The 18,489-nt window shown below is 71.0% G+C and carries 15 protein-coding genes; 10 read left to right on the top strand and 5 right to left on the bottom strand.

What is annotated here, in order from left to right; genetic code table 11:
• Positions 1-12 precede the first annotated feature (12 nt).
• Positions 13-1,047 carry an ABC transporter permease subunit gene (locus J2Y46_RS05820; protein ID WP_310240931.1) on the bottom strand — a complete coding sequence of 345 codons (1,035 nt, stop codon included), beginning with the start codon at positions 1,045-1,047 and terminating at the stop codon, positions 13-15.
• Positions 1,044-2,396 carry a betaine/proline/choline family ABC transporter ATP-binding protein gene (locus tag J2Y46_RS05815; protein WP_310240929.1) on the bottom strand — a complete coding sequence of 451 codons (1,353 nt, stop codon included), beginning with the start codon at positions 2,394-2,396 and terminating at the stop codon, positions 1,044-1,046. Before J2Y46_RS05815 ends, J2Y46_RS05820 begins: the two co-directional genes overlap by 4 nt.
• Before the next feature lie 353 nt (positions 2,397-2,749).
• On the opposite strand from J2Y46_RS05815, the gene J2Y46_RS05810 reads away from it, so the two are divergent.
• From J2Y46_RS05810 to J2Y46_RS05800, 3 genes are read left to right on the top strand one after another with little or no spacing between them, the layout of a single operon-like run.
• Positions 2,750-3,142: a GntR family transcriptional regulator gene (locus J2Y46_RS05810; protein ID WP_045302133.1), complete on the top strand. Its 393-nt coding sequence runs from the start codon at positions 2,750-2,752 to the stop codon at positions 3,140-3,142.
• Positions 3,139-4,053 (top strand): ABC transporter ATP-binding protein, encoded by a 915-nt coding sequence (locus tag J2Y46_RS05805; protein ID WP_045302131.1) that lies wholly within the window; start codon positions 3,139-3,141, stop codon positions 4,051-4,053. The genes J2Y46_RS05810 and J2Y46_RS05805 overlap by 4 nt, the downstream gene beginning before the upstream one ends.
• Positions 4,050-4,745 (top strand): hypothetical protein, encoded by a 696-nt coding sequence (locus J2Y46_RS05800; RefSeq protein ID WP_045302129.1) that lies wholly within the window; start codon positions 4,050-4,052, stop codon positions 4,743-4,745. Before J2Y46_RS05805 ends, J2Y46_RS05800 begins: the two co-directional genes overlap by 4 nt.
• 62 nt (positions 4,746-4,807) lie before the next feature.
• Here J2Y46_RS05800 and J2Y46_RS05795 read toward each other — a convergent pair whose 3' ends face one another.
• A complete protein-coding gene (locus J2Y46_RS05795; protein WP_045302127.1) occupies positions 4,808-5,101 on the bottom strand; it encodes a chorismate mutase in 294 nt (97 codons plus the stop codon).
• Positions 5,102-5,236: 135 nt separating this feature from the next.
• Here J2Y46_RS05795 and J2Y46_RS05790 point away from each other — a divergent pair, with 135 nt between their 5' ends.
• From J2Y46_RS05790 to J2Y46_RS05780, 3 genes are all read left to right on the top strand, one after another.
• Complete coding sequence (locus J2Y46_RS05790; protein ID WP_045302126.1) at positions 5,237-6,454, top strand: AI-2E family transporter; 1,218 nt, start codon at positions 5,237-5,239, stop codon at positions 6,452-6,454.
• Between the two features lie 153 nt (positions 6,455-6,607).
• Entirely contained in the window at positions 6,608-8,215 is a 1,608-nt protein-coding gene (locus tag J2Y46_RS05785; protein ID WP_310240925.1) for a response regulator transcription factor, read from the top strand.
• A gap of 118 nt (positions 8,216-8,333) precedes the next feature.
• Entirely contained in the window at positions 8,334-9,428 is a 1,095-nt protein-coding gene (locus tag J2Y46_RS05780; protein ID WP_310240923.1) for an NAD(P)/FAD-dependent oxidoreductase, read from the top strand.
• Positions 9,429-9,442: 14 nt separating this feature from the next.
• Here J2Y46_RS05780 and J2Y46_RS05775 read toward each other — a convergent pair whose 3' ends face one another.
• Complete coding sequence (locus tag J2Y46_RS05775) at positions 9,443-10,642, bottom strand: beta-propeller fold lactonase family protein (RefSeq protein WP_310240922.1); 1,200 nt, start codon at positions 10,640-10,642, stop codon at positions 9,443-9,445.
• Between the two features lie 44 nt (positions 10,643-10,686).
• A complete protein-coding gene (locus tag J2Y46_RS05770; RefSeq protein WP_310240919.1) occupies positions 10,687-11,973 on the bottom strand; it encodes an adenylosuccinate synthase in 1,287 nt (428 codons plus the stop codon).
• Between the two features lie 164 nt (positions 11,974-12,137).
• Here J2Y46_RS05770 and J2Y46_RS05765 point away from each other — a divergent pair, with 164 nt between their 5' ends.
• From J2Y46_RS05765 to J2Y46_RS05750, 4 genes are all read left to right on the top strand, one after another.
• Positions 12,138-13,364 (top strand): LLM class flavin-dependent oxidoreductase, encoded by a 1,227-nt coding sequence (locus J2Y46_RS05765; RefSeq protein ID WP_310240917.1) that lies wholly within the window; start codon positions 12,138-12,140, stop codon positions 13,362-13,364.
• The gene (locus J2Y46_RS05760) at positions 13,361-14,722 is read left to right on the top strand and encodes an NtaA/DmoA family FMN-dependent monooxygenase (RefSeq protein WP_310240914.1); all 1,362 of its coding nucleotides are present in this window, start codon (positions 13,361-13,363) and stop codon (positions 14,720-14,722) included. Before J2Y46_RS05765 ends, J2Y46_RS05760 begins: the two co-directional genes overlap by 4 nt.
• Entirely contained in the window at positions 14,719-16,602 is a 1,884-nt protein-coding gene (locus J2Y46_RS05755; protein WP_310240912.1) for an FAD/NAD(P)-binding protein, read from the top strand. The genes J2Y46_RS05760 and J2Y46_RS05755 overlap by 4 nt, the downstream gene beginning before the upstream one ends.
• 266 nt (positions 16,603-16,868) lie before the next feature.
• Complete coding sequence (locus J2Y46_RS05750) at positions 16,869-18,485, top strand: ABC transporter substrate-binding protein (RefSeq protein ID WP_045302115.1); 1,617 nt, start codon at positions 16,869-16,871, stop codon at positions 18,483-18,485.
• The last annotated feature ends 4 nt before the right edge of the window (positions 18,486-18,489 follow it).

The raw sequence follows: 18,489 nt of genomic DNA, 5'->3' as shown, positions 1-18,489 counted from the left end.
TCTCCTGTCGGGTCAGGCCCGGACGGGCTCGGGTCGCTCAGCGGGAGCATCGGGAATGGTCCCCACGCCCCCTCCAGGCGCCGCTGGCGCGTCGCCCGGAGCCTCAGGGCGCGTGGGCCCAGCTGCAGCCTCGGTCTGCGCGGGCTTCGGGGTCGCGGATGCCGGGGTGGCAGCATCCCTGTCCGCCTTCGTGTCGCCGGCGGCGCGAGGCTTGCGGGCGCGCGGCTGGGAGAAGCCCGACGTGACGCGGTCGAGGATCATCGCCAGGATGACGACCGAGAGGCCCGCTTCGACGCCGAGCCCGATGTCGATGCGACTGAGGCTCTGCACGACCTGGCCGCCGAGGCCGCCGGCGCCGACCATGCCCGCGATGACGACCATCGACAGGCTCAGCATGATGACCTGGTTGACGCCGGCCATGATGCTCGGAAGGGCGAGAGGCAGCTGGATCTGGCGCAGGATGCGCCCGGGCGAGGCGCCGAAGGCGTGTCCGGCCTCGACGATCTCGGGGTCGACGCCGCGGATGCCCAGCTCGGTGAGGCGCACGCCGGGCGCGAGCGCGAACGCGATGGTCGCGACCATGCCGGGCACGGGGCCGACGCCGAAGATGAGCATCGCGGGGATGAGGTAGACGAAGGCGGGCATCGTCTGCAGGAAGTCGAGCACCGGACGCAGCGTCTTCGAGACGCGGTCGCTGCGCGCGGCCCAGATGCCGAGCGGCACGGCGATCGCGATCGCCACGACGGCGGCGAGGATCACGAGCGCGAGGGAGTCCATCGCGTTGGACCACTGGCCGACCGCGACGATCACGAGCAGGCCGAGGGCGCTGCCGACGGCGAGCATGAGGCCCTTCGACCAGTAGGCGAACGCGGCGATCACGAGGATCACGGCCCAGAACGGCGGTGTCGACAGAGAGGCGTCGAGCCAGTCGTAGAGGCCGCGGAAGATCACGGCGACCACGTCGAAGAAGCCGCCGAGCGCGTCGATCACCCAACGGACACCGGTCTCGACGACGTCGCCCAGCGGGAGGCGGATCAGGTCGTTCATCGCAGGGCTCCTTCCGCGGCGGAGTGTTCGTGGGCGCCGACCTCCGTCGGCGCGGCCGCACGGCCGGCCGGCACGGCGCCGGTCTGGTCGACGACTTCGAGGGTCTCAGTCATGACGCTCGCCGGGACGGTGGCGGGCACGTCGATGATGGGGTTCTCACGGGTCACCGGCGGGACGTCTCCGAGGGCGGCGAGCAGGGTCACACGGGGGATCGTGCCGACGAGCCGGCCGGCGTCGTCGATGACGGCGACCGGCACGGGGCTCTCGACCGCGCGCTCGACGACGTCGGTGAGCGGATCATCGACGTGCACGGCCGGCCGGCCGTTGCGCACGAGCGAGCGCAGGTCGGTGCGGCCGTCCTTGACGGCGCGGATGACCGCGCGGTCGGTCACCGAGCCGAGGAAACGCCGGTTCTCGATGACCGACACCGAGCCGACCTGGAGGTCGCGCATGACACGGAGCGCGCCGCGGACGCCGGCGCTCACCGGCGTCGTGGCGACCGGCGGAGCCATGACCGAGCCGGCGGTGAGCACTCGCGCACGATCGACGTCCTGCACGAACTGGGCGACGTAGTCGTTGGCCGGGTCGGTGAGGATCTCTTCGGGCGTGCCGTTCTGCACGATGCGGCCGTCGCGCATCACCGCGATGCGGTCGCCGAGGAACATCGCCTCGTTGAGATCGTGCGTGATGAACACGATGGTGCGGCCGAGCTCGCGCTGCAGCTCGATGAGCTGCTCCTGCATCTCGCGGCGGATGAGCGGGTCGAGGGCCGAGAAGGCTTCGTCCATGAGCAGGATGTCGGTGCCCGACGTGAGCGCCCGGGCAAGGCCCACGCGCTGGCGCATGCCGCCCGAGAGCTCGTCGGGCATCGCGTCGGCGCGATCGCCGAGGCCGACCTTGTCGAGGATCTCGCGCGCCCGCGCGCGGCGCTCGTCGCGTCCGACGCCCTGGATCTCGAGGGCGTACGCGGCGTTGTCGAGCACGGTGAGGTGCGGCAGCAGCGCGAAGTGCTGGAACACCATCGAGATCGAACGCTGACGGATGCCCCGCAGCGCTTTGGCAGAGGCATCGGTGACGCTCTGTCCCTGCACGAAGACGTCGCCGGCGGTCGGCGGCAGCAGCCCGTTGAGCATGCGCAGTACCGTGGACTTGCCGGAGCCCGAGAGCCCCATGATCACGAAGATCTCCCCGGGCTGGACGGTGAAGCTGGCGTCGATCACGGCGGCGGAGCCGGCGTCGGCGACGTCGGCGCGCGTGGCGCCGGCACGGAGCCGCTTGACGGCTTCCCTGGGATTGCGTCCGAAGACCTTGAAAAGGCTCCTCGCCTCGATGGCAGGCGGAACGGTCACTGTGCACCTCGGCAGCTCCGGTGCAGGAGCTGCATCGGTCGCGCCCGGGTGGCGGCCGTTCCTGCAGCGGATGTCGGATCCGCGCCGCGGCCGCCGACCATACGCTCGCCGGTCTGACGCTCGGGCGTCACCGGAGACCGCGGACTGGTCGGGAGGGGCCCGTGGAGGGCCTCAACCACCGTTTCATGGGCCGCGTGGGCTTGCAAATTCGACACCGATCGGCCGTTTCGGTACCTCGCGCACGCGTGATAGCACGGCGGGCGGCACCCGGGGCCGTCGGCGGGCGGGGCTTGACGCCGTCCCGGCTTCCATGGTTACTTAGTCAAGTAACTAACCGACCAAGCGGAGTTGATGTGATCGAAGAAGGCCGGGCGCTGTTCCTCCAGATCGCCGAGAGCGTGGAGGACTCCATCATCGACGGGAGCCTCGCCGAAGAGGCGCAGGCGCCGTCGACGAACGAGCTCGCCGCCTTCTACCGGATCAACCCCGCCACCGCCGCGAAGGGAGTCGCGATGCTGACCGACAAAGGCGTGCTGTACAAGCGGCGCGGCATCGGCATGTTCGTGGCGCCGGGCGCGCGCGAACTCCTCATGAACGAACGCCGCACCGCATTCGCCGACCGCTTCGTCGAGCCGCTGCTCGCCGAGGCCCGCAAGCTCGGGCTCGGGCCCGATGATCTGGAACTGCTCATCCGCGACCGCGCCGGAGCGCAGGCCGCGACCACCACGGAAGGGAACGCACGATGACGACCGGGAACCACGTCATCGAGGTGAAGAATCTCACCAAACGCTACCGCGACGTCGTCGCGGTGGACGACGTGAGCTTCACCATCGAGAAGGACACCATCTACGGCCTGCTCGGCCGCAACGGCGCCGGCAAGACGACGGTCATGTCGATCCTCACGGCGCAGAACTTCGCGACGTCGGGCGATGTCCGGGTGTTCGGCATGCACCCGTACGAGAACGCCAAGGTGCTCTCGCGCATGTGCTTCGTGCGCGAGAGCCAGAAGTATCCCGACGACGCGCTGCCGAAGCACGCGTTCGGCGCCGCGAAGCTCTTCTTCCCCAACTGGGACGACGAGCTCGCCGCGCAGCTCATAAACGACTTCCAGCTGCCCCAGAAGACGCGCATCAAGAAGATGTCGCGCGGGCAACTGTCGGCGGTCGGCGTCATCATCGGCATCGCCTCGCGCGCCGAGATCACGTTCTTCGACGAGCCGTACCTCGGCCTCGACGCCGTCGCGCGACAGATCTTCTACGACCGGCTGCTCGAGGACTACACCGAGCACCCGCGCACGGTGATCCTCTCGAGCCACCTCATCGACGAGGTGTCGAACCTCATCGAGCGCGTGCTCGTCATCGATCACGGACGCATCGTGATGGACGAGGCGACGGACGCCGTGCGCGACCGCGCCGCGAACATCGTGGGCGACGCGAGCGCCGTCGACGCATTCGTCACCGGCCGACAGGTGATCCACCGCGAGAGCCTGGGGAACGTGGCATCCGTCACCGTCCTCGGCGCCCTGTCGCTCGCCGACCGAGAGCGGCTCGCGGCCGCCGGCCTCGACGTCGCGCCGGTCTCGCTGCAGCAGCTGATCGTGCGCACCACCCAGAACGCGGCCGAGTCCGCGGCATCCGAGGAAGGAGCGCTGCGATGAACCGCACCGTCAACGTCGTGCGCATGCAGCTGATCAACAAGCAGACGTTCGTCTGGGTGCCGCTGATCGTGCTCGGCTCCTCGTTCGCGATATCGATCGCGATCTACGCGATCCTGAACTCGTCGGGCCTGACCGGCCCGTTCTACGGCGGCGGCTCGCAGGCGCCGCTGTGGGTGCTGATGTTCGTGGGGATCTCGTCGCTCACGCTGACCTTCCCGTTCTCGCAGGCGATGAGCGTCACCCGCAGGGAGTTCTTCTTCGGCACGATGCTCGCCGCGGCGATGTGCGCGGCACTGCTGGCGGTGGTCTTCGCCGTCGGCGGGCTGATCGAGGAGGCGACGAACGGCTGGGGCATCAACGGGTACTTCTTCGCCCTGGACTGGGTCGTCGAGGACGGCGCGCTCGGCGCTGCCTTCTTCTACTTCGTGATGGCGATGCTCATCTTCATGCTCGGGTTCTGGTCCGCCACCGTCTACAAGCGCTCGGGGGCGCTCGTGCTCACGCTCATCTGGGTCGGCGTAGGCGTACTGCTGCTCGTTGCGATCTGGGCGATCACCCGCTTCGAGGCATGGGGCGAGGTCGTGTCGTCGCTGGTCGGACTGGGCGCCGTCGGCCTCGCCGCATGGGGACTCCTCCTGACGCTCGTGCTGGGCGGGATCTCCTACCTCACGCTCCGGCGCACGGTCCCCTGATCCCCGCCCGCTCGTCGAGCGAGCCTGCGGGTCGGAACGGATGCTGCGAGTGAACCGGGAGGTCAGCGGGAGTCGGCCGCCTCGGTGTGGTGGCGGATGACCTCGGCGACCACGAAGTTGAACCACTTCTCGGCGAAGGCCGGGTCGAGATCGGCCTGTTCGGCGAGGCTGCGCAGGCGCGCGGTCTGCTGCTCCTCGCGGGCCGGGTCGGAGGCGGGCATGCCGTGCTCGGCCTTCAGATGACCGACCTGCTTGGTCGCCTTGAAGCGCTCGGCGAGCAGATACACCAGGGCCGCGTCGATGTTGTCGATGCTGCTGCGCAGCCGGGCCAGCGTCGTCGTGGGGTCTTCGGTCATGGCGCTCCTTCTCGCCCCTCGACGATACCCGAGGGCGGGGGCGCCTCCTCCGGGATGACGCGGGGTCACGCGATCCGCGTGAAGTTTGCCGCGCGTACCTCCTCGCGCGCACTCCCCAGTCCTAGAGTGTGTCCCATGACCGATGCCTCGCCCACCCTCGGCGCCACTGCCGCCGAGGCTGCCGAACCGCTGTCCGTCGACGCTGCGGCGGGCACGGACAGTCAGACCACCGTGCCCGCCTCGGTGGACGACGACCCCGACGCCGCCCCGGTCTTCACGGGTGAGGCGCCGGCGGGCAAGACCTTCTGGGCGAACCTCAACAGCCCGTTCCGATTGGGTCTGGTGCTGACGCTCGGCGCATTGGCGGCGATCGCGCTGGGTCTGGCGTTCTGGAACCTCTCGACGATCATCATCTACGTCGTCTTCGCCCTGTTCGCCGCGCTCGGCCTCGATCCCGTCGTCCGGTGGTTCGGGCGGCACAACGTCTCACGCCCGTGGGCGATCGTCATCGTGTACACCGCGTTCGCACTCGTGCTCGCCGGCATCCTGCTCCTCGTGATGCCGACGCTGATCAAGCAGATCGGCGCGTTCTTCACCGACCTGCCGACGACCATCGCGAACTTCCAGAAGTCCGACTTCTACGGGTGGCTCAGCGACACGTTCGGCTCGCAGGTGGGCCAGATCACCGATCAGGTCGAGAAGTTCCTCACCAACCCCGCGAACATCGCCGCGATCGGCGGCGGCGTCGTGAACTTCGCCGTGAGCGTCGGAACGACCATCTCCGGCCTCATCATCGTGCTGGTGCTGAGCCTGTACTTCCTCGCGGGCCTTCCCAACATGAAGGTCGCCTTCAACCGCTTCGTCGCCGCCCGCAACCGCAAGAAGGCCGCGGCGATGACCGACCAGATCACCGACTCGATCGGCGCCTATCTGATGGGCATGGTGGTGCTGGCGTTCTGCAACTCTGTGGTCGCCTTCCTGCTGCACCTGTTCCTGGGGCTGCCGTTCCCGGCGCTGATGGGCGTGCTCGCGTTCCTCATCACCCTGATCCCGCTCATCGGCTCGGTGCTCTACTGGATCACGGCGACGACGCTCGCCCTCTTCACCGGCTGGGTGCCGGCGCTGATCTTCGCGGTGATCTACCTGATCTACATGCAGCTCGAGGCGTACGTCCTCACCCCGAAGGTGATGAACAAGGCGATCTCCGTGCCGGGCGCCCTGGTCGTGATCGGCGCGATGGTCGGCGGCACGCTGCTCGGGCTCCTCGGCGCTCTGGTGGCGATCCCGGTGACGGCGTCGATCCTCCTCATCATCAAGCAGGTCTTCATCCCCAAGCAGGACGCCAAGATCTGAGTCTTTCCGCAGGCGTCTGCGCCGCACGAGACCCGCGCGCAACCGCACGGGCCCGGCGAGCGTCCGTGCCGTCGTGCAGGCCCGTCGCGATTGCGGGCTCGGCGCGGGGCGGAGGGCTTGTCGGCCACCTGCGGCTGCGCCCATACTGTGCGCATGGCGATCCGGGAGGCCGGCGTCGTGGACTGGACGGGCCGGTTCGACGAGCTCACCGCACGCGAGACCGCGCTGGCCGGCGATGAGCTGGACGAACTCGGGCAGGCGGCCTGGTTCGTCGGACGTGACGACGTGTCGGTGCGGGCGTGGGAGCGGGCGCACCTGCGCTACCTCGACGACGGCGATCTCGCTGCGGCGGTGCGGTGCGTGTTCTGGCTCGGCTTCACGCTGAGCGAGCACGGCGACGAGGTGCGCGCCGGGGCGTGGATGGCCCGGCTCATGGAGCTGTGCGGGCGTGCCGACGCCACGCCCGCGACCGACGCGGCCCGCGCGCTGTGCGTCGCCGTCGGGGTGTTCGCGCGGGGCGAGGCGGCAGCATCCGTCCCGCTCTTCCACACGGCGATCGAGAAAGCGGATGCTGCGGCCGACGCCGACGGCGTGACCCTGGGGACGATGGGCCTCGGCCGCGCGCTCCTTGCGACGGGAAGGATGGCGGAGGCGTTCGCCGAGATCGATCGGGTGATGCTGCTCATCGCCGATGGCCGGGTGAGCGACCGGGCTGCGGGTCCCGCATACTGCGCGGCGATCGCGAGCCTGCTCGGCCGCGGCGACATCGAGCGCGCCCGTGTGTGGACGCGCGAACTCGGCGACTGGTGCGATGCGCAGCGCGGGCTCGAGCCGTTCCGCGGCGAGTGCACCCTGCATCGCGCGGGCGTGCTCCAGCTGGGCGGCGAGTGGCAGGCCGCGGCGAGCGCCGCCGACGAGGTGTGCGCCACCGAGAAACGCAGCGAGACGCTCGCGAACGCGTGGTACCGCGCCGCCGACCTGCACCGGGTCGCCGGCCGATCCGCACCCGCCCGCGACGCGCTGCGCCGTGCCGCCTCCCTCGGCCGCGAGGTGCAGCCCGGGCTGGCCCTGCTGCACCGTGACACCGGAGACCTCGGCGGAGCATGGGCGGGGCTCGAGGCGGCGCGCACGGCGCCGCACGAACCGGCGGTCCGCGCGGAGCTGCTGGCAGCGGCCGTGCGTGTGGCCCTCGACCGTGGGCGCGTGGCGGATGCGGCGGCCGCCGCAGACGAGCTGCGGGCATGCGCGGCGGCCTTCGACACCCGCTATCTGAGAGCCCTGTCGTCGCGGGCCGACGGCGAGGTCGCGCTGTCGGAGGGCCGTGCCGCCGAGGCGCTGGCGCTCCTGCGGTCGTCGTGGGCGGCGTGGCGACGGCTGGACGCACCCTACGACGCGGCGCTCACGCGCATCTCGATCGGCGCCGCGATCCGCGAGATCGGTGATACCGAGGGGGCCGAACTCGAGTTCGACGCCGCACGCGGGGTGCTCGAAGGCCTCGGTGCGATCCCCGACCTCGCACGGCTCGAGCGAGTCGCCGCGGCGCGGGGGGCAGCATCCGATCCCGGACTCAGCCGGCGCGAGCGAGAGGTGCTCGCACTCGTGGCACGAGGCTGGTCGAATCGGCGCATCGCCGAGCACCTGTTCCTCAGCGAGCGCACGGTCGCGCGTCACGTCGGCAGCATCCTCGCGAAGCTCGGCGTGCCGAGCCGCTCGGCGGCGACGGCGTATGCGTTCGAGCACGGCCTCGCCGTTGCCCCCTGACACCCTCGTGGTCGGCTCGGGCTGAGCCGAGGACGGATGCTGCGACCCGCGAGATTGGTCATTTCTGCCGATGCCGGGCCGGCGACTCCACTCCTACCGTGAGGGTCAGGAGGTCATCATGGACACCACAGCACTCGACACCGTCGTCATCGGCGCGGGCGTCGCCGGCCTTCACACCGCACGTCTGCTCGCCGCCCGCGGGGTGGACTTCGAGGTCATCGAAGCCGGCGTCCGCGTGGGCGACACGTGGCGCGAACGCTACCGCTCGCTGCGGCTGTTCACGCCCCGGCGCTGGGCGGAGCTGCCCGGCATGCGCCTCGACATCGGGTTCTTCGAGTATCCGACGGGGACCGGCTTCGGCGACTACCTCGAGCGCTGCGCCGCCGCGATGGGTGCCCGCGTGCGGCTCTCGACCCGGGTGGAGCGGCTCTCGCTCGAGCCCGACGGAAGGTTCCGGCTCGCACTGTCGACAGGCGACGAGGTCGTCGCGACGCACGTCGTCGTGGCCACCGGGGCGCATCACCGGCCGATCGTCCCGCCGTTCGCCGGAGAGCTCGACCCCTCGATCCATCAGCTGCACTCGCTCGGCTATCGAGGCCCCGAAGACCTCGAGCCGGGATCGGTGCTCGTCGTCGGCGCTGCGAACTCGGGCACCGACATCGCGCTGGAGGCGGCAGCATCCGGTCATGAGACCACGATCTCGGGGCGGCACCCCGGGCAGATCCCGCCCGACATCGACACCCCGATCGGCAACCTGATGGCCGGGCTGTTCCTGCGGCGGCTGCGGGCGACGACGATCGACACCGAGCGTGGGCGGGCCTTCCTGGAGGCCAACCGCGGACACGGCGTGAACCTCGTGCGCAACAAGACCCGCGATCTCGTGAAGGCGGGGATCGCGCAGGTCGCCCGCGTGGCCGGGGTGCGCGACGGGATGCCGCAGCTCGAGTCGGGCGAGACGGTCGACGTCGCGAACGTCGTGTGGTGCACCGGCTCGCTGCCGGACTTCGGCTGGATCGACGTGCCCGGCGTGCTGTCGGAGGACGGATCGGTCGCGCACCGGCGCGGGATGGTCGACGCCGTGCCCGGCCTCGCGTTCGTCGGGCTGCCGTTCCAGTACTCGGTGATGTCGCCCACGCTCGTCGGCATCCGACCCGACGCCGAGTACGTGGTCGAGCATCTGCTCGCCCCGGCGGCAGTGCCGCAGGCGGCCTGACCGCGGGAACGAGGTCAGCGCACGGGGAGCAGGCAGGTCGGCGACGGCGCGTCCGTGCGGTGCCGCACGCGTCCCGGGACGCCCGTGCGCAGGTCGAGCGTGAGCGACGCGACCTCGTTCGACAGCTGCCCGGCGACCAGCAGGATGTCGCGCACCACCGCGTGGTGCCGTGGCCAGTCGACGCCGGCGTCGACGAGGGCGACCGGCTCGACGTACTCGCCGGCGCCCCGCACGCGGAGCGTCGCGACGGTGTTGCTGCCGCGCACGCCGGCGTAGAGGAACTCGCCGTCGCGCGACGCGGCGAGCTCGGCGGCACTGTCGCCCGGGAGCGTGCCGACGCCCAGCGGCGTGCCGCCCACGAGGATCCACGTGCCGTCGGCAGCCGGCGCGAGCACGAACAGCTCGCACGAGTACTCGGTCACGACGTAGAGATGCCCGCTCGGGTGCCACACCATATGCCGCGGCCCGCTGCCCTGCGCAAGCGCGACCTGCTGCACCTGACGCAGCCCGCTCGCGCCGTCACGCCAGAACCGCACGACGTCGTAGCCGAGATCGGTCGTCGCGATGAGCCCGCCCGGCAGGAACGCCGCTTCGTGCGCACGTGAGGGGCGGGAGACGGTCCCCGCGGCGTCCTCTCCGACGTCGGTCGCAGCGGGCTCTTCGCGGTCGTGGTCGGGGACGAGGTGCGCGTACTCCTCGCCGGCCGCCTGGCGCAGCGCGCGGGCCGCCGCGGCGAGGTCGATGTCGCCGGCGCGCTCCGCCGCGCCGTCGGGTCCGTACGGGTCGGTCGCCGCCGGAGCGATCACCGGCGACGAAGGACGGCCCGCGGCATCCAGGCTCATGCGGACGACGCGTCCGTCGCCCCAGCAGCTCGCGATGAGGAAGCGACCGTCGGGCGACACCGCCACGTGGCACACCGCCTCGCCGGCAGCCACCGGGGCGCCGAGCGGCGTGAACGTCGCCTCCCCGGTCCGGCGGAACGCCTGCACCTGCTGCCGCGCCTCGAGCGCCGCGTACACGACGTCCCCCGGCGCCACCGTCGACGAGCCGGGGTGCGGCGCCAGCCACGACGGCGAGTCGGTCGTCGCGACCTCGCCGGCGAACGCCAGAGCGCCGCCCGCGGAGCCGTCGTCGGCGGCGCCGGCGAGCAGCATCCCGAATCCGGACGCGTCGCCCCCCATGTCGGCGGTGTACCCGCCCAGCCAGAACTTCATGCGCGTCTTTCGGTCGTTGAGCGGGCGAAGCGAGTCGAAACGCGTCAGTCGACGAGGTCGTGACGCACGATCACGGCGTCGCGAGCCGCGCCCACGCCGATCACCGAGATGCGCGTGCCGCTCATCGCCTCGAGCGCGAGGACATACTCCTGGGCCTCGCGCGGGAGCTCGTCGAAGGTGCGGGCGCCCGAGATGTCCTGCTTCCAGCCGGGGAAGTACTCGAGGATCGGCGTCGCGTGGTGGAAGTCGGACTGGTTCACGGGGACCTCGTCGAACCGCTCGCCCTCGACGTCGTACGCGACGCAGACCGGGACCTGGTCGAGGCCGGTGAGGATGTCGAGCTTGGTCAGCACGAGGTCGGTGATGCCGTTGATGCGGGTCGCGTAGCGCGTGATCGGCGCGTCGTACCAGCCGACGCGGCGCGGACGGCCGGTCGTGGTGCCGAACTCGAACCCGCGCGAGCGCAGGAAGTCGCCGTTCTCGTCGAACAGCTCGGTCGGGAACGGCCCCGAGCCGACGCGCGTCGTGTACGCCTTCACGATGCCGACGATGCGGTCGAGGCGGTTGGGCCCGACGCCCGCGCCGGTCGCGGCGCCACCGGCGGTCGCCGACGACGACGTGACGAACGGGTAGGTGCCGTGGTCGACGTCGAGCATCGTCGCCTGGCCGCCCTCGAAGACGACCACGTCGCCCGCGTCGAGGGCGTCGCCCAGAAGGAGCGACGTGTCGGCCACCATCGGGCGCAGACGCTCGGCGTACGACAGCAGGTCGTCGACGATCTCATCCGCGGTGATCGCACGGCGGTTGAAGATCTTCACCAGCAGGTGGTTCTTCTGGTCGAGGGCGCCCTCGACCTTCTGACGCAGGATGTTCTCGTCGAAGAGGTCCTGCACGCGGATGCCGACGCGGTTGATCTTGTCGGCGTACGCCGGGCCGATGCCGCGCCCGGTGGTGCCGATCTGGCGCTTGCCGAGGAAGCGCTCGGTGACCTTGTCGAGCGTGCGGTGGTACTGCGTGATGATGTGCGCGTTCGCACTCACGCGCAGGCGCGAGGTGTCGAGACCGCGGGCGTGCAGCGCCTCGAGCTCGTAGAAGAGCACCTCGAGGTCGATGACGACGCCGTTGCCGATCACGGCGTTCACGCCGGGAGACAGGATGCCGGAGGGCAGCAGGTGCAGCGCGTACTTCTCGTCGCCGATCACGACCGTGTGGCCGGCGTTGTTGCCGCCGTTGAACTTGACCACCCAGTCGGTGCGCTCACCGAGGAGATCGGTGGCCTTGCCCTTGCCCTCGTCTCCCCACTGGACTCCGACGATCACGATGCCTGGCATGGGCTACTCCCCCGTTATCGGACGGTTACACCCCATCCTATCCGGATGCTTCGTTACGCCTTCTGGCGCTGCGAGTCCTCCCATGACGACCGGGGTTGGACGCACGCATGACCCCGCGGGAATCGTGAACAGCGGATCGCCTCGTGCGAAGAAGGAGAATTCCCGTGACCGACCAGGTTCACCTCGCCATCGCCCTCGAACGGGCCGGCTGGCACCCCGCCGCGTGGCGCGAAGCCACGGCCCGCCCGCACGAGCTGACGTCGCCGCGCTACTGGCGCGACCTGCTGCGCGCGGCCGACGACGCCGGCATCGCCCTCGCCACGATCGAGGACGCCCTCGCGATCACCGACCGCTTCGAGTCCGTGGAGGGCCTCCGCCGCGATCGCGTGCGCGGCCGCCTCGACGCCGTGCTCATCGCGTCGTACGTCGCGCCGCTGACGCGCCGGATCGGCCTGGTCCCCACCGTCACGACCGCGCATCCCGAGCCGTTCCATGTCGCCACCGGCATCCAGACGCTCGACTTCGCCAGCCGTGGCCGCGCCGGTGTGCGGCTGGTCGCGGGCGCCTCCGCCGCCGAGCGCGCCAACTTCGGCCGCCGCGCGGCCGGCATCGATGCGATCCCCACGTCGGGTCGCGTCGAGGACTCGGCCGAGATCCTCGCCGCCTTCCGCGAGGCCGGCGAGTTCGCCGATGTGCTGTCGCGCCTGTGGGACTCGTGGCAGGACGACGCCATCATCCGGGATGCCGCGGCCGGCCGCTTCCTCGACGCCGATCGCGTGCACAACATCGAGTTCGAGGGCGAGTTCTTCTCGATCACCGGCGCTTCGATCGTGCCGCGGTCACCGCAGGGTCGCCCGCTGATCACCGTGCTCGCACACCAGACGGTGCCGTACCGGCTCGCCGCGGAGCACGCCGACCTCGTGTTCGTCACACCCCACGTCGACGGCGGGCGTCCGGGGTTCTCGCTGCCCGGCATCCTTTCAGAGCTGGATGCTGCCGCCGAGGACCTGCGCACCGGTGACGAGCCGCTGCGGGTCTTCGCCGACCTGCTCGTGCTGATCGAAGACACCGAGACCGCGGCCCGCGCCGCCGCGGCGCGACTCGACGAGTGGGACGGCGAGCCGCTCGCCTCCGACGCACGCATCGTCGTCGGCACGCCCGGCGACATCGCCGACGCGGTGCGCGAGCTCGCCGCCGCGGGCGTCCACGGTGTGCGCCTGCGGCCCGCACGCCAGCCCGCCGACGTCGTCGCCATCGCCGAGCAGGTCGTGCCGCTGCTGCGCTCGACCGGTACCCTCCGCGCCGATGACGGCGAGGATTCGTTGCGCGCCCGCCTCGACCTCGCACGTCCTGAGAGCCGCTATGCCCGAGAAGAGGAGTTCGCGCTGTGAGCCGCCCCCGTCAGATCCACCTCGCCGCGCACTTCCCCGGCGTCAACAGCACCACCGTCTGGACCGACCCCGCGGCCGGCAGCCAGATCGATTTCTCGTCGTTCGAGCACTTCGCCGCGACGGCCGAGCGCGGGTTGTTCGACTACGTCTTCCTCGCTGAGGGCCTCCGCCTTCGCGAGCACAAGGGCCGCGTCCACGAACTCGACGTGCTGGGCCGCCCGAACACGCTGTCGATCCTCGCCGCCGTCGCCGCGATCACCGAGCACGTCGGCGTCGTCGGCACGCTCAACACGACGTTCAACGAGCCCTATGAGCTGGCGCGCGAGCTCGCGACCCTCGACCACCTGTCGGGGGGCCGCGCCGGCTGGAATGCGGTCACGAGCTCCGACGCCTTCCACGGCGCGAACTTCCGGCGCGGCGGGTACCTCGACCACGCCGACCGGTACGAGCGCGCCCGCGAGTTCGCTGCACTCGCGAAGGAACTGTGGGACTCGTGGCCCGAGGGCGACGTGCGGGCGGATGCCGCAGCCGGCGTCTTCCTCGACGACGGCGTTCCCGCGCGCGTGCGCCACACGGGCCCGCAGTTCGACGTCGACGCGCTGTTCGACGTGCCCCGCTCTCCGCAGGGGCGCCCCGTGATCGTGCAGGCCGGCGACTCGGCCGACGGGCGCACGTTCGGCGCCGAGCATGCCGAGGTGATCTTCTCCCTGCATACCGGCTTCGATGACGCCCGCTCGTTCTACGACGACGTCAAGGGCCGGCTCGCCGGCTACGGACGCGAGGAGGACTCCCTCAAGATCCTCCCGGCGGCGACCTTCTCCATCGGCGACACCGATGCAGACGCCCACGAGCGCGCCCGCGAGGTCGCGCTGCAGCAGGTGCGGCCCGAGGTCGCCCTCACCTATGTCGAGCAGGTGTGGGGTCGCGACCTGTCCGGCTACGACCCCGACGGTCCGCTTCCCGACGTCGATCCCGACACCGGGAACGAGACGGCGCGCGGCTGGGCGAACCGGCACGCGGCGGTGCGGGCGCGGATCGCGAAGCTGCGGGAGTTGTCGGAGACGGAGGGGCTCAGCATCCGTGAGACCGTCATCCGCCTCACAGCCACCCCGACGTTCGTGGGCACGCCGGAGCGCATCGCCGCCGAGATCGACCGCTACGTGCAGGAGCGCGCGACGGACGGGTTCACCGTCGTCGGGCACCTGACGCCGCACGGGCTCGACGAGTTCGCCGAGCGCGTCGTCCCGCTGCTGCAGGAGCGCGGCTCGTACCGGCGGTCTTATGAGGAGGGCGCCACCCTCCGCGACCTGCTGGGACTGCCCGCCCCGCGCCTGGCGCCGGCGCTCGCGGCACGATGACGGGCCGCGCGCGCCTGCTGTTCGTCGGAGCCGGCCCCCGGGCGATCATGCTCCTCGAACGCGTGCTGGCGCGCGCGGACGAGCACACCCTGCTCGACATCGACCTCGTCGACCCGCATCCTCCCGGCGCCGGCCGCATCTGGCGCCATGCGCAGTCTCCGCTGCTGAAGCTCAACTCGATGACCCGCGACGTCACCGTGTTCACGGACGACAGCTGCACGATCGAGGGGCCGGTGCGTCCCGGCCCCTCGCTCAGCGAGTGGCTGGACCTGTGGCGCGCGGGCGAACTCCCAGACGTCGACCTCGACGAGCTGTCGGAGGCCGAGGCGCGGGCACTCACCCCCGAAGGCTTTCCCACGCGGCGCCTGCACAGCCACTACCTCGACTGGTTCTTCCGCCGCACCGCGGCGAGCGCGCCGGAGGGCGTGAGGATCCGGCTCCATATCGACGAGGTGACGTCGGTGCGGACGTCGTCGTCAGGACAGCACGCCGTCTCGCTCGCGAGCGGTCGAGTGATCGAGACGGATGCTGTCGCCTACTGCCTCGGTCACACCGAGCGCGAGCCCGACCCGGCATCGGCAGCGTTCACGGCAACCGCGGCGCGAGAAGGGCTCGTCTACGTGGGCCCGGCGTTCACCGCGGACGCCGACCTCTCGGCGCTGGCCGCGGGTGCCGACGTGATCGTGCGGGGCATGGGCCTCGCGGCTGTCGACCTCGTCGTGCTCCTCACCCAGGGCCGAGGCGGCCGGTTCGACCGCGATGCCGATGGCGCGCTTCGGTATCTGCCGTCTGGGCAGGAGCCGCGCCTCCACCTCGGTTCGCGCCGCGGCGTGCCGTACCGGTCGAAGGTGACGTCGACGCTGCAGGGCTCGCCCCCGCAGCGGGACGTGCTGACGCCGGACGCGATCGCCGCGCTCGTCGACACGGGCCGGCCGATCGACTTCGACCGCGACGTATGGCCCCTGGTCGCCGCCGAGCTGCTGCACGGGCATTACCGCGAGCTCTTCACCGGGCATCCGCAGCGGGTATCGGCCACGTGGGACGAGTTCCAACCGGTGCTGCACGCCCACGCGTGGGACGACCCCGCGCTCGGCGACGCGATCGCCGCGGTGGTGCCCGATCCGCTCGACCGGTTCGACGTGGCCTCGTTCGACCGGCCGTTCGCGGATGCCGAGTTCGCCGACGCCGACGACGTGCAGCGCCGCGTGCGCGCCCACATCGCCGACGACCTCGACCTGCGCACGACGCAGGAGCGGAGCCCCGCACAGGGCGTGTTCATCTCCGCTCTGCTGTCGTTCATGGCACTGTCGGAGATCCCCAAGGAGCGCTTCACGGCGCGATCCCGCGCCTACACGCTGCCCGTCCGCTGGCATACGTTCTTCAGCTACCTCGCGAGCGGTCCGCCCCCGCACCGGCTCGAGGAGCTGCTCGCCCTCGCCGATGCGGGAGTCGTGCGCTTCCTCGGGCCTGACGTTGAGGTGGTCGTCGCGCCGCGCGGGTTCGCAGCATCCAGTCCCCGTGTGCCGGGCGAGACGGTCGCCGGCGCCCTCGTCGACGCGTGGCTGCCGGCCGCCGACGCGGAACTCAGCACGAACGTCGCGCTGCGCGAGCTCGCGACCGTGCACGGCAGCGTGCTGCACGTGACGGATGCCGAGTACTCGGGCTCGCTCGGACGCGTGCGGGTGACGGACGACGGACGTGTGCTGCGCCCCGACGGCGTGCCGCACGCCACGCTGTTCGCGATCGGCCCGTTCACGTCGCAGACCGAGGCCGGCGCCTTCACGCGCCCCGCGGCGAACTCCCTGTCGCTCCGGCAGACCGACGTCGTCGCCGGCGCGATCTCTGCCCGGCTCGGCGTCGCGGTGCCCGTCGCGCCGTAGCCCGCGTCCCGGCCCCGGCTCCGCCCTCCCGCCGCTGCTCCTCCACGCCGCGGGCTCCGCAGTCACTTCGGGTCGCGGATAGGTCGCGGGACCCGCACGAAGTGACTGCGGAACATGACGCCGGATGACGGCGCGTGACGGTGCGCGACCGTCATTCACGCCGCGTGACATCCCCGATCGGGGCCAGCACGACCTCTCGGGGACGCTGAAATCCACGAGCCCGGCACCACCGCCGGGGCTCGCCCGCCACAGCTTCTGGAGACCCCATGTCGTTCACCCGACCCCGTACCGCCGCGCTTGCGGCGATCGGCGTGGTCGCGCTCGCGCTCACCGCGTGCGCGACCGGCGCCGGCGATCCCGCCCCCACCGCATCCGCAGAGGCGGAGCCCGTCACGGGCGGCAACCTGACCTTCGCGATCTCGGTCGACAGCCAGTGCATCGACCCGCAGCAGGTCGGCAACAACGACGCGATCGCGATCGCGCGTCAGACCGTCGCGTCGCTGACGATCCAGGACCCCGAGACCGGCGAGATCCTGCCGTGGCTGGCCACCGACTACGAGGTGAACGACGACGCCACGAGCTTCACCTTCACGCTGCAGGACGGCCCCACGTACGCCGACGGCGAGCCCATTGACGCGGCATCCGTCAAGACGAATTTCGAGGCCATCCAGGCGCTGGGCGCGAAGGCGAGCCTCGGCTCGTCGTACCTCGCCGACCTCGAGAGCATCGAGGTGCCCGACGAGCACACGGTCATCGTCAACTTCTCGGAGCCGAGCGCGCAGTTCCTGCAGGCGACCTCCACGTTCTCGCTGGGTCTGCTGTCACCCGCCACTGCGGCGGTGAGCCAGGCGGATCGCTGCCTCGGCGACTTCATCGGCTCGGGTCCGTTCTCGGTGCAGAGCTACACGCCCAACGAGGGCGCCGTGCTCGAGCGCCGCGAGGGCTACGAGTGGGGCCCGTCCACCGCCGGGCACACCGGCGAGGCGTACCTCGACACGATCACGTACAAGGTCGTCCCCGAGTCGGGCAACCGCACCGGCAGCCTGCAGTCGGGTCAGATCGACGCGACCACGGGCATCGCGACGGCGGACGCCGTGCTCTTCGAGGGCGACGGCTTCTGGTCGCTCAACCGCGCCAACCCCGGCTCGGTCTACAACCTGTACGCGAACCAGTCGACCGAGAAGCTCGCCGACGAGAACGTGCGCCTCGCGATCCAGAAGGGCATCGACCGTGAGCAGATCACGTCGACGCTGCTCGGCCCCGACGACCTGCCGGCCGTGTCGCCGCTCGCCTCGTCGACGCCGTACTTCACCGACCTGAGCGACGTGCTCGAGTACGACCCGAAGGCGGCCGCCGAGCTGCTCGAGGACTCGGGCTGGACCGAGGGCGATGACGGCATCCGTGAGAAGGACGGCGAGAAGCTCAGCTTCCACGTCACCTACTGGCAGTCGCCCAAGGAGGTGCTCGAACTCGTGCAGCAGCAGCTGCGCCAGATCGGCGTCGACCTGCAGCTGACCTTCGCGAGCATCGCCGACGTGCAGGCCGCGAACGCCGACGGCACGTACGACTTCTCGTACGGCAACCTGACGCGGGCCGATCCCGACGTGCTGCGCACGGTGTTCTCGGTCACCGGCACCAACAACGCCACGAAGCGCACCGAGCCCGCGGAGATCGACGAGCTTCTCGACGAGCAGGCCGCCATCATCGACCCGGCCGAGCGCCAGAAGGTCGTCGACGAGGCCGCGGAGCTGCTCGTCACCGGCGGCTACTCGATCCCGATCTACCAGCTGTCGACCACGATCACTGCCGCGTCGAAGGTGCAGGGTCTCGGTTTCGAGGCGTCCAGCCGCCTGGACTTCTACGACGCCTGGATCGCCGAGTAAGCAC

The organism is Microbacterium sp. BE35 (assembly GCF_031457705.1).
Classification (GTDB): domain Bacteria; phylum Actinomycetota; class Actinomycetes; order Actinomycetales; family Microbacteriaceae; genus Microbacterium; species Microbacterium trichothecenolyticum.
The sequence above is the reverse complement of the archived record's forward strand: the minus strand, read 5'-3'. Positions and strand labels throughout refer to the sequence as shown.